Genomic DNA, 16,566 nt, shown 5'->3' with positions numbered 1-16,566 from the left:
TTCATGGAAGCCTTTTTATCCTTAGTAGCTTTCTTAGTTATCTTAACAAGATTGCCTAAAAAATATTGACCCGTTATCTGCTATAATAGCTGCATTCATAAAACATTCTAATAATGCCATAAACCCTTATTCTATCAAGGGTTAAGAGAACATTTGATTATGACAAACGCCGTACAAACCCACGTCCCCGCTGCCCGTGCAAAACCGAAAAAGGCCATCCAAGGCGAAAAGCTACGTGGCTACGACAAGGTAGCGCGCATCCCAATTAAAGTGATTCCGACCGTCGAGGCAAAGAAAAAGCCAGATTGGATTCGGGTTAAAATGTCCTCACCTGCTGAAGTGGCACGTATTAAAGCCACCTTGCGTGAGCAAAAGCTATATACCGTCTGTGAAGAAGCAGCTTGTCCTAACTTGCCGCAGTGCTTTGCCGATGGTACGGCGACCTTTATGATTATGGGTGATATCTGTACCCGTCGCTGCCCGTTTTGCGATGTCGGTCATGGTCGCCCAAATGAGTTAGACAAAGACGAGCCACGCCATACCGCTGAGACCATTCAGGGTCTAGGTCTGAAATATGCGGTAATTACATCGGTTGACCGTGATGATTTAAAAGATGGCGGTGCTGCCCATTTCGTTGAAGTATTGAATGAATCTCGCGCTTTAAGCCCAAATTGCTTGATTGAGATACTCGTGCCAGATTTCCGTGGTCGTATGGATATCGCTTTGGACTTATTGACTAAAACTGCGCCAGATGTCTTTAATCATAATATCGAAACCGTGCCTCGTTTATATAAAGCCTTCCGTCCCGGCTCTGATTATCAGCATTCGCTCGATTTGCTTAAGCTGTATAAAGAACGCCGTCCTGATATTGCCACCAAATGTGGTTTTATGGTTGGACTTGGTGAAACTGAAGAAGAAATCTATAAGCTACTTGATGATTTAAAAGCCCATAACGTTGATATGATTACCGTTGGTCAGTACCTGCAACCAAGTAAAGACCATGCACCAGTCGATCGTTATGTCCATCCAGATGAGTTCCAGCGTTATATGGACTATGGCAAAAAGATTGGCTTCTTTAACATTTGGGCAGGTCCTATGGTGCGCTCAAGCTACTTTGCTGACCGTCAATATTACGGCGAAGATTGCCCAGCACCTATCCGTAGCAAAAAAGCCTTAGCAGCAGAAGGTAAACTTGGCTGTTAAGTGAAATTTGTCACTATATCAAAGTAGGATGACGAATCTTAAAATATAAAAAGGGCGAATAGTAGAGAGTTACTATTCGCCCTTTTTATGCTTCTAAACTATCGCTCTAAATAAGGTTAAACGTTTAGAGGTAACACGGGCGTCTTACTGGCTTTTATATTTAATAACGCGATACCAAGGATGATGACACCCCCAATCACACCTGTGATAAGCCCAGGATAAATCAGCAGTAAAGCGCCAATGGCCAGAATGATACGCGTGATTGAATTCATACTTCCTTTAAAATAACCCTCTAACGCCGCACTAAGCCCAATCACACCAACGACCGACGTCACAACGGCAATAATAATATCCATGACCGGTGGCAATGGGAACTCTTTCGCCGTGACCGCAAGACCTGTCGGGTCAATCATCAACATCGCAGGATTATAAATAAACATAAACGGGACGATAAAACCTGCTAACGCCAGCTTTAATGATAAGTAGCCTGTTTTCATCGGATCGCCGCCCGAAATACCAGCCCCAGCAAAAGCAGCCAAACAGACCGGCGGGGTAATATTAGCAAACACCCCAAAGTAAAAGACAAACATATGCGCGGCTAAAATAGGCACATCAAACCCTGCTAATGCGGGCGCCGCCATCGTTGCAGTAATAATATATGCAGGAATCGATGGCAATCCCATACCCAAGACCATCGACGCTAGCATGGTCAAAATTAAGGTCAGCAATAACGACCCTGCCCCTAAAGTGACAATCGAAGAAGTCATTACCGTACCAAAACTCGTTAGGCTGACCACCCCAATAATAATACCTACGACCGCACAAGCAGCCATCACCGCTAGCGACTGACGGGCGCCGTCTTCTAGCGCACCCAAAATATCCTTAAAGCCCATGCGTGTTTCTTTACGTAGCATACTGATGACAACCGTAAAGCCAATGGTATAGGCAGCGGCATAGCCTACCGGCACATTTTGTATTAATAAATAAATCAAAAATACAATCGGCAATAACATATGACCGCGCGCTTTTAATACCTCTTTTACCTGTGGCAAGCTCTCTTTTGCCATGCCTTTTAAGTCTCGGCGACCGGCACGAAAATGTACCTGCGCGATAACGCCTAGATAATACAAGATAGCAGGTAATAATGCTGCCAAAGCAATGGTGCTATACGGTAGACCTGTGGTCTCGGCCATAATAAAGGCACTTGCACCCATAATTGGCGGTAATATCTGACCACCAACCGACGCACTTGCCTCTACAGCGCCCGCAAAATCCTTATGGTAGCCAACCTTTTTCATCAAGGGGATGGTAAACGCGCCGGTACTAACGACGTTTGATAAGGCGGAACCATTGATACTACCCATAAAGCCGCTTGAAATGACAGCCACTTTAGCAGGACCGCCTTTTTTATCGCCTGCCAGCGCCAATGCCAAATCATTAAATAGTTGACCCATGCCAGAACGCGCTAGAAATGCACCAAAGAGGATGAATAAAAAGATAAAGGTGACTGAGGCGCCGATTGCGACTGAATACAATCCTTCCGTTTTTAGGAATAATTGACCAAAAATATCGCCCATATCATAAGGACGAGTGAGTAGCCGATCAGGCATAAAGTCCAGATGACTGACAAAGGGATATAGCAAAAATATAGAGGCCAGTATGGGCAATATCCAACCAGTAATACGCCGACTGCCCTCAAGGACGCAGATGACGGTGATAATAGAAAGTATCACATCGACCGAATTTGCCATGCCGCCGCGACTGGTGACAATATCTTGGTACTCGTATATCAGGTAGGTCATGCCAGATAAAGACAACACAAACCAAATCCAGTCATACCATGCTACCCGCTTACGACTGCTTTTTTTGCTGGCAGGAAAGATTAAAAAAATCAACGCAAAGCCAACGCCCACATGCACGGAGCGCTGTAGTAATGACGGCATGGGGTTAAAGGTAATATATAAATGAAAAAGGGAATATAAGATGCAAACGGTAGCGATAATATACTTCACCGGACCTTGGGTAATATGACGCGTGATAGACTCGCGATCATATTTTTCTAATATCGCTTGCGTCACACTAGGATCAACGTCGTCGTAATCTTCAGTCTCTACATGCGCATTTGTCTGCTGTGCCAATATCGCATTTTCATTAGCATTCACATCATCGTTAGAATTTGCATCATCGTTATAAATAGGAGTCCCGCTATTGTGATCCATCACTTGGGAGTTCATGACAAAAATCCTTATTAAATCTATCGATTAGACTATAAGCCTTGGGCGTAATAGTTACTTCTGAATAATCTGGTACCCATTGGTGAATCAAAATACGCTGACCGGCATAATCAATTTCACCCTGCGTTAATCTTGATACCACCCAATTAAGATGGGGAAACCTTTGGTTAATTTGATAGCCGACGTAGCCATCCTTTTTGATAGGAGCAACGTTTTCGGTAGACGGCGTACCGGCACCAAATGCTTGAAAATAGGTATTGGTTAGTAGTAAACCCTCCGCTTCACGAAGATACTGCTCTTCCCACCACTGTTTTTCTACTGAATGAATCCAGCGTAATTGAAAGTCAGGCTCAACAAAATAACATACCAAGCTATCGGCTTTAGTATCGCCCGCTACCCGTATTTCAATGACAGATTGGCGGCTAAAAATCGCCCATAGTATCAATAAAACCAGCGCAGCCATCGCTGCTGCGCCAGCTATCCACCATAAAGGTTTATTTGGCTGCTTGCTCATCATAGTATTTTTTGGCACCAGGATGAATAGGAGCTACCATACCGACTTGGGCGGTCTCTAAGCTGATATCCTTCGCCGCTTGGTGAGCGTTTTTCAAGCCCTCTAAGTTTTCAAATAACGCTTTGGTCAACTTATAGCCATCATCCTCAGAGATATCAGAGCGCACCAATAAGGCATTCATGACAGCTGTGGTTGGAATAGCAGCAGCATTACCATAGGTACCGGCAGGAATCTCAAAAGTCTTAAAGTAAGGCTTGGTTTCGATGATTTTTTTGAGCTTATCTTGATTGATGGTGACCAGCTGCAATTTGATACCTTGCTCTAGCTCTAATAATGAAGAGTTCGGTAAGCCACTACTAAAAAACGCCGCTTCAATTTTACCCGCTTTCATCGCATCGGCTGCATCGGCAAAGCCTAAATAGTCGACTTTGACATCATCATAAGTGATACCAAAACCTTCTAACAGGGTGCGAGCATTGACCTCTGTACCCGAGCCTTGATCGCCAACTGCAATACGCTTACCTTTTAAATCTTCAATATTTTTAATACCAGACTTCTCTGAGGCAACCACTTGAATGACGTTAGGATAAAGCACGGCAATTTGCTGGATATTGGTGATAGGCGCTGCCTTAAAGTCATTTTTACCTTCTACCGCATCAGTGACCACATCACTAAGCGCCAGTACCATATCTACTTTACCTTGGGTCAATAGATTGACGTTTTCTACTGACGCCCCTGTCGTTTGGGTTTTGGCGTTAACACCAAAGGTTTTAGCATAAATCTCTGCTAAAGACGTTCCAATAATATTATAAGGACCGGAGGCGCCCCCTGTAGCAATGGTGACGAACTTGGTTTCGAGCTTGTCACTTGCTGTGGCGGCAGTATCTGTAGAAGTGTCGGTAGTAGCACTGTCAGTAGCGGCATTATCAGCAGGCGCTTTGTCTGAACAAGCAACCAGAGTCATACTGGCTGCAATCATGGCGGCTAATAGAGGCATCTTATAAATAGACTTCATTATTTTCTTCCTTGATAAAATAAAGCAAAATGGGTTTATAAAAAAAACTTGAATACAAAGTTCTTAAATACATGGTTCTTAAATACACGATTCTTGAATACAAAGTTCTTAAATACATGGTTCTTAAATACAAAGCTGTAGTAGCAACTCATTCTTGTTGACTACCAACCTCAGTCTATGACGCTGACCTTCGCTATAAACTCAGGAGTTAAGCGTTCCATAACCTAGGGTCTCCTCAATTAAAACATGGCATGTCATATATTGCTACGATGTTTTAATGGATGCGAGTGCTTATGTTCAAAAAACAGTCAGTGATATGGTTCTCTATATTTAATGAGCTAAGCAATATGTCACAAGTTGCAATCCAAATCTAAGCTATACCAAAGCTATGGTTAATCTTAAACACAACTGAAACCTTTTTTGTCACGTGCTGCTGGTATAAATTTTACTTGCGTGCTGTGTCTACGCTGACAGAGGCTGCGCAAAATTAATCCCAGCAGCACTGTACCGTTTTCAAAGTACTTTAACTATATATCAACAGCCGAAACCATATCTATAGTTTCGCTATGCGATACTAAGTTTCATATTATAAATGATTTAAACAAATTTTGACGGGGTTGTAAACCTTTATCCGCGCTGCTCTTCATAAAAATGCGCCAAGCTATTTTTATTAACATCATATTTTATTAAAAAATATATCAATAGCACTCTTCTTATAACGCTACTGCTAGCCATTTATTTACTTCGTTAATGCCGCTTATATAACCACTCTTTAGCAGAATAACGATACCTAAATTAGACAATATTTTTTATTGTATACTCATTTTTTTGAAGGCGAAATCCATCTCTATTATGCTACAGTGCAAACGCTGTATTCGCTCTATAGCTACGCACTAAAATAAGCAGCTGAAAATAGCGCTTAGAGCATACGACCGCCAATAATACTGAACAACCTTATAGGAAAGTTTATGAAAAAATTACTTACTTCAACCATGATGCTGGCCACATTTGCGCTAGCTGGCTGTGCCACAACCGATGTCAATTCCAATGCCGGTACGGCAATTGGCACGGCAAACGAGATTGGTATGAATGTCTTTAAAGCCGCCATTGATAATCAATGCCGTAGCCAAATTGAAAAACAAAACGCGTGGCGCATTGCGAGTGTGGCGATGACTGACGCCCAAGAGGAAGAAGTAAAAGGGAGAGTTTGTGGCTGCGTCAGTGAGCAAGCACCGCAGCAAGTGACTATCGTCGAGCTTGGCAATGCTGCAATAGATGCCAGCTATCGCACACAGCTGGTCGCTAGAGTGGTGGCAAAATCGCTGCAAAGTTGCTACGGCAGCATCGTCAAATAAACAACTGATAAAGTTATCGATTAAGAGCGTTTATTTTAACGAAATAGGCTGGGTTAGCGATTGCTTAACCCAGCCTATTCATATAGATTATTTACTATCATTAAGGATAAATGGAATTTATCTGTAATCTATATCAAGGATGACTCATGAAAAGACGTGCATTTATAAAACTGGGTGGTCAGGTAACAGTAGCCGGAACGGTACTAACGCAGCTGAGCGCTTGTTCGTCAGATGACGATAACATCAAGCCGCCAAATCAGCTTGATGATTTAGATGACTTAGGTTATCAAGGAGCAGCGCCTTTCGTGCATGGTATTGCCAGTGGCGACCCGCTACATGATCGCGTGATACTGTGGACACGGATTACCAACGACGGCAGTATCGAGGCTTCCAGCATTCCTGTTGCTTATACGATTGCAACAGACCCAGCACTTAAAAACATCGTCGCTCAAGGGCGAGCAAAAGCCAGCGCCGCATCTGATTTTACCGTAAAAGTTGACCCTAAGAATCTCAAACCCAATACCACTTATTACTACGGCTTTGAAGCATTAGGTTATCTCTCTCCTATCGGTCGTACACGTACCATACCGCACCCAGACCTGCCAGCGAGTGAAGTCGATCGCGTACGCTTGGCAGTGGTTTCCTGCTCGAACTATGGTTTTGGTTACTTTAACGGCTATGCCAATATCGCCAAGCAAGCCGACATATCTGCCGTTATACATTTAGGCGATTATATCTATGAGTACCCCGAAGGCTTTTATCGCGATAACGAATTAAAAGAAGAGCGCCCGCTGTTTCCTAAAAACGAAATTATTAGTTTAGACGATTATCGGCGCCGCTATGCTTGCTACCGTACCGATATTGATTTACAAGAATGTCATCGCCAGCATCCCTTTATCGCTGTTTGGGATGATCATGAGATAGCAGATAATTCATGGAAAGGTGGCGCGCGCTTCCACACTGATAGCAAAGGCAGTTATTTAGAACGTAAAATGTCCGCCGTACGTGCCTATCATGAGTGGATGCCCATTCGCGACGACAGCAGTAACGAATTAGACAGCCAATTACGCATCTATAGACGTTTCGAGTTTGGCAAATTGTTTGATTTAAATATGCTAGATACACGCATATTTGGCCGTGAAAAACTTGATGCGGCTGCCAGTAATGAGCCTGAACGTCAACTGCTAGGGCTTGAGCAAGAAAACTGGCTATATTTAAAGATGCTAGAGGGCAAACGCCGGCAAGCAACGTGGCAAATCCTTGGACAGCAAGTCATTTTAGCGCCCTTTAAAGGCTCATCTGCGACCAATTCTGGCGATATTTGGAATGGCTATGCCAGCGCGCGGACGCGTTTATTAGACTTTATCGAAGAAAATGCCATCGATAATACGGTGGTCTTAACCGGTGACTATCATGCCTCATTTGCGTTTGATGTCTGTCAAAATCCTTTTGATGCCAATAGCTACAATCCAGCGACTGGCAAAGGCTCCATTGCGGTCGAATTTGTCTGCCCTGCCCTGACCTCTTTAGCCTTTCCAGAAAGTGGCGCAGGAGTAGAAGAAAATCCACATCAAAAATTCAATAACCAAACCGACCATGGCTATATGTTATTGGACATCAATGAGCAGGCTTTGCAATGCGAGTGGTATTATACCGAGACGTTAAAAAAGCGTGATGACCGCTGTCGTTATGCCAAAGGGCTGGTAACCCAAGCAAGTAGCAATCATTTAGTTGAAGGTAATCAGTCGCGCCCTATTACTAAAACGGCGGCTTTAGCCAGTAAAGACACCTCTATGGCGATGAAAAAATCAGCCTCGCTAAGCGCTGGTTAAAATAGAAGCGAGATAAATCTGCCATTTAAAATAATAATGGCTCATAGTAATGGCGTGTACTAAAAAAACACCTAATAAAGAAAATTCCCAATAAAAAGGGCGCGTTATATGCATATAACGCGCCCTTTTTATAAAAGCCTAACTGAATATATTTTACTTACCATTTATAAAGCCATAACTCTAAATGGCCGCTAAACAGCCACTAAGAATCCGCTAAATTAAAAAGAGCTATCCTCTTTAATAATGGTTGACGTTGGCAGTTGCGGCGTCTTTATAGGCAACACTCTATGATGAAAGTATTTGGATTTTCCGTCTAGGACTTTATTCACCGCTTTAACCAAATCACGAATAATGTCATCGTATATCCCGTGACTTAACTCCTTTTCAAACGGCGTATAAGGGTGCTTACGCGCCGCTGAACTGACTTCCGTCACCCCTTGCTTAGTATAAAAAACATCAACGCGACCATCACTATTTAACACACAGTTTAATTTACCACCTTCGAGTGCCATCTCTATGCGCTCAGGCATAAATATATAATCATCTACATCAATAAGCTTTTTTTCTACCTCGCGCTTTAACAACGCTTTTATATCGAACATTTCTATATCCCTAGCATTTACAAAATTATAATTATGATGAAGTATCCATTAGCAGACCTAGTTTTTTAACTTTCACTAACCTTTAGTTTAGTTATTAGTTAATTGGCTTTTAGTTACTGGTCTTTTAGCCAATTGGCTAATAGGTCATGCTTTGTTTACTTAGACTATAAGAGGTAGTGCTATTTTTTAAGACCGGATATGTAAAGCTGCGTTTGCTGTTGGTAAAAAATGCTGCTCACTCTAGCGACAGGATATAAAATTCATTAGAAAAAAAATTAGAAAAAAAATTAGAGAAAAACAAAATTAGAAAAATAAAAAAGGAAAGCTGCCGTCTAAGCCGCTTTCCTTTTTGGTGAATTAAAACATACGATTTAGCTTACTCAGACCCAGCCTTGCTTCCGAAATAATTGCAACGTGTCAATAACGACCGTCATCTCTTCGGGTGTCCCAAGGGTAATACGGTTAAAACCTGGAATAGAAGGAAACTCACGACCGACCGCGATGCCATGCTCTTTCATTCTATCTATGTATGTTTGCACATCACCCTTTACTTCATAAAAAATAAAATTGGTCTGCGAGGGCAAATAACGCAGTCCTAGCTCATCGAGTGCCGTCTCCATCATTTGCCTTGCTTGGTTAGTGGTTTGCAAACTGTGCGCCAAAAACGCCTCATCTTCGAGCGTTGCGATTGCAGCAACCGCACCTGATACATTGATATTATCCGTAGACATTAAAGACCCAATCTCTGCAATAATCTGCGGATGTCCAATCGCGTAGCCAACGCGCAAACCTGCAAGGCCAAATAGCTTTGAGAAGGTACGAACGACAATCAAATTATCTGATAGCCCTTGCTTTATCCACTCAACGCCACTCTCAAAACTTGGGTCTGTGACATACCCAAAGTAGGCTTCATCCAATAAGAAATAGTGGTTTTTTGGTGCATTTTTTATCCAAGCTTTGAGCGTATCCGTCGCGGTAATGATGGCCGTTGGATTGTTAGGATTGCACAGATAAAACAGGCTCATACCGTCAAATTCAGCCGTAGCTTTTTGTAGGTTGTCAAAATCTAAATCATAGTTATCGCGAGTTAATGGTACTTTGACCACTGGCACGCCTAGAGAGTGTGCATACAACTCTGCACAGCCAAAGGTTGGGTCTGGGATGACTAGCTGAAATCCTTTATCTGTCTTTAAGGCTTTGTCATACAGCATTTGCACGACAGCCCTGATACTCTCGATTGAACCATTACCCAATAAGACCTGCTTTTCAGGTACGCCGTTGATTTCGGCTACTTTGCTCAGCAGTTGAGCGCGCGGCTTATCGGGATAACGAGCAGCACCACCTAAAGCATTGAGGATGGCTTCTTTGGCAGAGTCTGACATGCCTAAGGAGTTTTCATTGAAGTCTAATCTGAGTAATTCATTGGTTTTAATTTCATTGGTTTTATTATGGGTACTTGTATGCATGATAGATAGTCCGCCTAAGTCGTCCGTGAGTAATAAAGCGCATGCAGCTGCTTAATATCATCTTAAGTGGCATTCGGTATAATTACAAGTTATCTAACGGCAAATTATTAGTTATCAATATATACAGGTAAAAGCCTTCTTGGTTTAAGTGTTAAATATAAAAAAGGTGAGCTGCAACCTATGCAACTCACCTTCTCTACGTTTACATTCAGTCGGAATGAACCTATTAGATTAAATGCGCTTTTAACTCCAAAACTTTATCACGCGTTTTTGCCGCTTCTTCAAATTTTAAATCCCGTGACATTTGCTGCATCTGCTTCTCGAGGCGTTTGATTTCTTTGGCGAGCAAATCAGGGCTACGTAAAATACTGATATCAACATCAGGTAGATTGCTCTTGATAGGAATCACCTGATTGTCATTGGCATTCTGATCTTCGCCCGTATCGATTTTATCGGTGATACTACGGCGCGCACCTTTTGGCGTAATGTTATGCTCAAGATTAAAGGCGACTTGTTTTTCGCGGCGACGGTCGGTTTCTTCAATCGCCCGCTCCATACTGGGTGTGATGCGATCAGCGTAGAGAATAGCCTTGCCATTAATATGACGCGCCGCACGACCGATAGTCTGAATCAGCGCACGCTCAGAACGCAAAAAGCCTTCCTTATCCGCGTCAAATATCGCCACTAACGACACCTCTGGCATATCAAGCCCTTCACGTAAGAGGTTAATACCAACCAGCACATCATGGACGCCAGTACGCAGCTCATGAATAATCTGCATACGCTCAACCGTATCAATATCCGAGTGCAAATAAGCGACTTTGACATCGTACTCTTTTAGATAACTGGTCAAATCCTCTGACATACGCTTGGTCAAAGTGGTAATCAATACGCGCTCGTCTTTTTCACGGCGTTTGGTAATCTCTGATAGCACATCATCAACTTGGGTCAATACCGGACGAATCTCAATCTCAGGGTCAATCAAACCGGTTGGACGCACGACTTGCTCAACCACCTGCTCGCTATGCTCAAGCTCATATTGTGCCGGCGTGGCACTGACATAAATGGTTTTGGGCTTAATACGTTCCCACTCTTCAAACTTCATCGGGCGGTTGTTCATCGCACTTGGTAAACGGAAACCGTAATTGACAAGGTTTTCTTTACGCGACCTATCGCCTTTATACATCGCACCGATTTGCGATACCGTCACATGCGACTCATCGAGAAACAACAGTGCATCTTCTGGAATATAATCAAACAACGTCGGCGGCGCTTCCCCCGATGGACGACCAGAGAGATGCTGCGAGTAGTTTTCGATACCATTACAGTAGCCAAGCTGCTGAATCATCTCAAGATCATACTGGGTACGCTCTTTCAGACGCTGCGCTTCAACCAACTTATTATTTTCACGGAAATACTCAAGACGCGGTTCAAGCTCGGCGCGAATCGTATGGCTGGCCGCTTCCAGTTTATTACGCGGGGTCACATAATGCGATTTTGGATAAATGGTAATACGCGGCACGCTACGCACAGTTTTGCCCGTTAAAGGGTCAAACCAAGTGATTTTCTCCACTTCATCATCAAACAAATGCACACGTACCGCCAGCTGCTCAGACTCAGCAGGATAGATATCCAACAGCTCACCGCGCAAGCGATATGTACCACGCCCAAAGTCCAGCTCGTTGCGCGTATATTGCATTTCAACCAAGCGCTTAATCGTAGCAGTACGATCGATTTTATCGCCAACGACGACATGCAGCAGCATTTTTAGATAACTTTCCGGGTCACCCAAGCCATAGATGCACGATACCGACGCGACGATGATCGCATCACGACGCTCTAATAAAGCACGCGTGGCTGACAGACGCATTTGGTCAATATGGTCGTTGATGGCGCTGTCTTTTTCGATAAAGGTATCACTAGCGGCGACATAAGCTTCTGGCTGATAATAGTCATAATAGCTGACAAAATACTCGACCGCGTTATTTGGAAAGAACGCTTTAAACTCACCATAAAGCTGCGCGGCAAGCGTTTTATTGTGCGCCATAATAATGGTTGGACGTTGGCATTCCGAGATGACCTTTGCCATGGTATACGTCTTACCAGAACCCGTCACACCGAGTAATAGCTGCTCATCCATGCCAGAATTAATACCTTTGACTAACTTTTCAATTGCTTGCGGTTGGTCGCCTGCTGGCTCAAATTCGGTGACCATCTCAAAGGCGCGGCTCGATATTTGCGTCCCAGACGCATTGACACCACTAATTTCAGCTTCGCCTTGGAGCTGAGTGGCCAATTGGTTTAACTGACGCGACGAGCGCGGTTCAGGCATTCGCATAATGGTTTTCTTCCTGATTTTTATAAAAGCTTATAAGAGCTTAGGTTTATAACAATATGGGGTCTAAACTACAGTTTTTAAAGGATAATATCTGGGTTTATCCTTTAACGGTCATGCTATCTAAAAGCCAAAGTGAAGAGTCAAGTCAGCCCAGTGTAAATAAGCAAATAACGTCCAAGACAGAAGCATTAAGCTGATTATTCCTAGAATACTGCCTGCACTATAAGTATGCTTTATTTATAAAAAACGCACAGAGCGACGGCTAAATTTACAAAGCTTTTCACGATTAACAAACTCATTACACGACCACTCAATAAAGCCTAACGCGCAAGGGTTCTATAGCGAATTTAAGCTGCTATCATCGGTAGTGAATTAAGTAAGTAGCAGCAATTAAGCAGCAATACGATTAGTAAGTATTAAATTGGCTAGTCAGCATTTAATGAATAGCCATTTAGAAAAATATTAATAACAATTTATTCATTAACGGCTTATCTACTAACGATATAAATTCAGTAAAATAATACAATGGAGAAAAACATGAGAGAACGTTACGCAAGTGGTATCGATGACAAAACAGCTAAAAAAATGGTCGATTTATTGAATGCCAATTTGGCAAACTTAATTGACCTAAGTATGGATAGCAAACAGTGCCATTGGAACTTGCAAGGTACTGGCTTTATCGGGGTGCATCAGCTATTAGATGACACTTATGAGCGCTTAACAGAAGCTTATGATACGGTTGCTGAACGCATTGTTATCCTTGGTGGTAAAGCCAATGGTATCTCTAAGCGTGTCGTTGAGGACTCTATTTTAGAGACTTACCCGACTGATATTACAGCAGTGGATGAGCATGTGCGCGAGCTTACCAACCGCTATAAAACCATTGCCGCTTCATTGCGCGAAGGGATTGATGTTGCTAGCGATGCGGGCGATGAGGATACCGCCGACTTATTGACTGAGGTTAGCCGTATTGTCGATAAAGATGCTTGGTTTATCGGTGCCAATGCGCCAAAGAAATAAGCATTTTATAGAAAAATGAAATATTATATAAATTATAGAAATAGAAAGGTCACTTTAAGAGTGACCTTTTTTATGTGTGCTAGTTTTATACAGTCATTTAATATAAAAGCGGTACGTTTAACTCAGATTTGAAAATAACAGGTTTAAAAAATACCTTTAATAATCTGCTTCATTTGCGGCAACAGCTCGCCTAGTTGTGCTTCGGTTGCACTGGTATCTTCAGGCAATGATTGCTGTAAAAAGGCAGCGGTAATTTGTGGTTGCTTGGCAAGGATACTTTGACCCATTTCAGTGTCGTAAAATTTAATTTGGGCATCAACTTCCGCTTGCGTATAGTAAGTCTTCGCTGCGCTGATATAAGCTTGGGTCAAGGTTTGCGCGTCTGTCGCATCGCCTATTCCATTACTCATAATCTTCGCATATTGACCTAAAACACTTTGGATTTGCTCTTGTAGCTGACGTTGACGCTTGTTTACCGACTTATCATTTATCTGCTGGCTGCCCTTTTGGACCTGATTTTGCGTTTGCATATTGATGGCATCGATAGCCGCCTGTTGGCCGTTGACGATAGATTCGATTTGCTCGTCAATATGCATCACTTGCATCAGCTTAATGATAGATACATCGGTCGGTGCTTGTTTATTATTATGCTGATTGGCAATCTTATTGACGTCCTTATTAACTGTATTGGGCTCGCTATGGATAATCAATTCTGCATTGGCATTTGCGATAGGAGCTGACATCAGCGTTACCACAACCAAGCTAAGTAACGGATTTATAATGGTAGTACGCTGGCGTGATTTTTTTATCGTAGCGTTATTAAAACGTTTCATATTAAGCTCTCATTATTATAGTTTTCGGTATTATATTTTTTAAATATTATGGCTATCAGTTTTCAATTATTAATGTTCAGTGAGCAAATGAACGCTTTAAACAGTATCAGCTATTTGGTAAGCGTAAAATCTCAGCATTAGGCACTGACAACGTTATAATAGCTTCTTGAAATAACGGCTTGGCACGGAACTGATTTTCAATATCTTCAAATTTTTGCGCGATTTCCTGCTCTTTTTGGTTACCGGCGATGTCTACTGCGGCGACCATAAATATTTTTTTGGGTCCAACCCATTCTAAGTGTAAATAAGAGACGCTATCGATATCGGGATGATTTAATAGCTCAGTTAATATGTAGTTATGCATTGTTTCTGAGACTTTATAGCCAACCAAAAAGTCGCGATTACGATTGATCAAAAAGATGGCGACCATGCCCAATAAGATACCAACCACAATCGACCCAAGCGCATCCCAAAAAGGCTGTCCCGTATACGCATGCATACCCATCGCCGCTGCCGCGACCACTAAACCAATAACCGCGGCTAAATCCTCAAAGAAGACACCGCGCAATGTTGGGTTCGAGGTATCAACAACATAACCAAGGGCGCTAACATTGATGGCCTTGCCATGCTTTTTACTTTGCAAATAAGCTTGCGTCAGCGAGAATCCTTCTAGCACAAAAGCCACTGCTAAGATAATAAAGCCGATGGTATAGTTGGTTTCGGTCTCGGGCGCGTTCCATTCGGTAATACCGGTATAAATGGACACAATAGAACCTGCCATAAAAACGCCAAAGGCAGCAATCATCGACCACACATACGCCTCTTTACCATAGCCTAATGGATGGCTCCTATCGGCAGGCTTAACCGCTTTTTTCTCGGCCACAATCAGCAACGTGCCATTGCCTGCATCTGCCCACGAATGCGCCGACTCCGCTATCATAGAAGCTGAACCAGTCATGAATGCCGCAACCGTTTTAGCAATCGCAATAATCAGATTTGCCCCAACCGCAATCAGCACAGTGAGTAATGAGGAAGATTTTTTGTCTTCCTCTTTTTTATCAGCATTGGTTGCAGAATAGGAGGAAGTGCTTGTAGTATCAAAGGGCACGCTATCAACGCCGCGCGCACGACCAGCTTGCGGTATTGATGGCTCTGGAGAATGGGATTCTGATGACTTCGCAGGTTTTGAACTCATATGAGTCTCGGTCAATGGTCTATGTAATGGGTTAAAACAGTCAAATAACACAGTCGAACCATAAGTATGAATGGTTTTTAACTGTTTATTTACCTGCCTTGTTTACCATTAAATTTAACCAAAAACCTAGCCTTGGTCAGTAAGGTTTTCGTGAGACTTTGTTTAAGTATTGATGGTCTTAATAGCTTTAAAGGTTTGGGAGCGTCCCATTTTAGGAGCACTCTACTGGATATGGCGATGCTAAGAAAACTCGCCTATCATACATTTTCGATGACATGGTTTGTCCGTCATGTGATTAGAGTTTAGCTCTTACTATCTGAATTATCACCAATCATCTTATTAATATCGCAGCTAGGACGATGCGAGACTTCCATACGCAAGTTTTTACGCGCTAAGCCGGCATCAAAACGACATTGCTGCATCTCATTCTTAATCTCAAGCGCAGGGACTGGCGTTGGCTTACCGTTATCATCAATCGCCACCATGGTAAAATAGCAGCTATTGGTATGGCGAATTGTACGGGCGCGCACGTCTTCTGCTTCCACACGAATACCCACTTCCATGGAAGTTCTACCGACATAGTTGACACTTGCCGCAAAGGTAACCAGCTCACCGACATAAATAGGCTCACGAAACATCACTTGATCGACCGATAGCGTCACAACGTAACTACCACTATAGCGACTGGCGCAAGCATAAGCGACTTGATCAAGCATTTTGAGTAAATCACCACCATGCACATTGCCTATAAAGTTTGCCATATCTGGCGTCATCAGTACCGACATATACAATTCATGGTTTAAAGGGGCGCTTTTGGCAGTGGAGCTGGTATTGTATTGCGACATAATATTCCTTACCGTTATCAGAGACCTATCTATTTTGAATGTCCGTTATACAGCAGCCTCTGATAAATCGCAAATAAATGCCTATTAGATAAAATTATTTATAAACAGTTAATG

General features: G+C 42.8%; 13 protein-coding genes. 4 read left to right on the top strand and 9 right to left on the bottom strand.

Annotated features, from left to right (window positions below):
- Positions 1-159 precede the first annotated feature (159 nt).
- Complete coding sequence (gene lipA / locus JMX50_RS06325) at positions 160-1,203, top strand: lipoyl synthase (protein ID WP_201628878.1); 1,044 nt, start codon at positions 160-162, stop codon at positions 1,201-1,203.
- Between the two features lie 116 nt (positions 1,204-1,319).
- Here lipA and JMX50_RS06320 read toward each other — a convergent pair whose 3' ends face one another.
- From JMX50_RS06320 to JMX50_RS06310, 3 genes are read right to left on the bottom strand one after another with little or no spacing between them, the layout of a single operon-like run.
- Positions 1,320-3,437 carry a TRAP transporter permease gene (locus JMX50_RS06320; RefSeq protein WP_201628877.1) on the bottom strand — a complete coding sequence of 706 codons (2,118 nt, stop codon included), beginning with the start codon at positions 3,435-3,437 and terminating at the stop codon, positions 1,320-1,322.
- A complete protein-coding gene (locus JMX50_RS06315) occupies positions 3,409-3,951 on the bottom strand; it encodes a DUF1850 domain-containing protein (protein ID WP_227670940.1) in 543 nt (180 codons plus the stop codon). Before JMX50_RS06315 ends, JMX50_RS06320 begins: the two co-directional genes overlap by 29 nt.
- A complete protein-coding gene (locus JMX50_RS06310) occupies positions 3,932-4,966 on the bottom strand; it encodes a TAXI family TRAP transporter solute-binding subunit (protein WP_201628875.1) in 1,035 nt (344 codons plus the stop codon). Before JMX50_RS06310 ends, JMX50_RS06315 begins: the two co-directional genes overlap by 20 nt.
- A gap of 968 nt (positions 4,967-5,934) precedes the next feature.
- Here JMX50_RS06310 and JMX50_RS06305 point away from each other — a divergent pair.
- Both JMX50_RS06305 and JMX50_RS06300 read left to right on the top strand, forming a co-directional pair.
- Positions 5,935-6,321: a hypothetical protein gene (locus tag JMX50_RS06305; RefSeq protein ID WP_201563005.1), complete on the top strand. Its 387-nt coding sequence runs from the start codon at positions 5,935-5,937 to the stop codon at positions 6,319-6,321.
- A gap of 146 nt (positions 6,322-6,467) precedes the next feature.
- Entirely contained in the window at positions 6,468-8,153 is a 1,686-nt protein-coding gene (locus tag JMX50_RS06300; RefSeq protein WP_201628874.1) for an alkaline phosphatase D family protein, read from the top strand.
- Positions 8,154-8,371: 218 nt separating this feature from the next.
- Here JMX50_RS06300 and JMX50_RS06295 read toward each other — a convergent pair whose 3' ends face one another.
- The 3 genes from JMX50_RS06295 to uvrB all read right to left on the bottom strand — a co-directional run bounded on the left by JMX50_RS06295 (position 8,372) and on the right by uvrB (position 12,559).
- On the bottom strand, positions 8,372-8,755 hold the full coding sequence (locus JMX50_RS06295) for a hypothetical protein (RefSeq protein ID WP_201618795.1): 384 nt from the start codon (positions 8,753-8,755) through the stop codon (positions 8,372-8,374).
- Between the two features lie 380 nt (positions 8,756-9,135).
- Positions 9,136-10,221 (bottom strand): pyridoxal phosphate-dependent aminotransferase, encoded by a 1,086-nt coding sequence (locus JMX50_RS06290; RefSeq protein ID WP_227670939.1) that lies wholly within the window; start codon positions 10,219-10,221, stop codon positions 9,136-9,138.
- A gap of 226 nt (positions 10,222-10,447) precedes the next feature.
- Positions 10,448-12,559: an excinuclease ABC subunit UvrB gene (uvrB, locus tag JMX50_RS06285; RefSeq protein ID WP_201562790.1), complete on the bottom strand. Its 2,112-nt coding sequence runs from the start codon at positions 12,557-12,559 to the stop codon at positions 10,448-10,450.
- A 537-nt stretch (positions 12,560-13,096) separates the two neighbouring features.
- Between uvrB and dps the strand changes: the two genes are divergently transcribed.
- Entirely contained in the window at positions 13,097-13,579 is a 483-nt protein-coding gene (gene dps / locus JMX50_RS06280) for a DNA starvation/stationary phase protection protein Dps (RefSeq protein ID WP_193031191.1), read from the top strand.
- Positions 13,580-13,722: 143 nt separating this feature from the next.
- Here dps and JMX50_RS06275 read toward each other — a convergent pair whose 3' ends face one another.
- The 3 genes from JMX50_RS06275 to JMX50_RS06265 form a co-directional block, all read right to left on the bottom strand.
- Positions 13,723-14,412: a DUF2059 domain-containing protein gene (locus JMX50_RS06275; protein WP_227670938.1), complete on the bottom strand. Its 690-nt coding sequence runs from the start codon at positions 14,410-14,412 to the stop codon at positions 13,723-13,725.
- A gap of 106 nt (positions 14,413-14,518) precedes the next feature.
- Positions 14,519-15,607 carry a cation diffusion facilitator family transporter gene (locus JMX50_RS06270; RefSeq protein WP_201628873.1) on the bottom strand — a complete coding sequence of 363 codons (1,089 nt, stop codon included), beginning with the start codon at positions 15,605-15,607 and terminating at the stop codon, positions 14,519-14,521.
- A 302-nt stretch (positions 15,608-15,909) separates the two neighbouring features.
- Positions 15,910-16,452 carry an acyl-CoA thioesterase gene (locus JMX50_RS06265; protein WP_201562794.1) on the bottom strand — a complete coding sequence of 181 codons (543 nt, stop codon included), beginning with the start codon at positions 16,450-16,452 and terminating at the stop codon, positions 15,910-15,912.
- Positions 16,453-16,566: the final 114 nt, after the last annotated feature.

Origin of the sequence: Psychrobacter maritimus (assembly GCF_904846345.1) — a bacterium.
GTDB lineage: Bacteria > Pseudomonadota > Gammaproteobacteria > Pseudomonadales > Moraxellaceae > Psychrobacter > Psychrobacter maritimus.
This window is presented reverse-complemented; position numbering and strand designations above follow the sequence as displayed.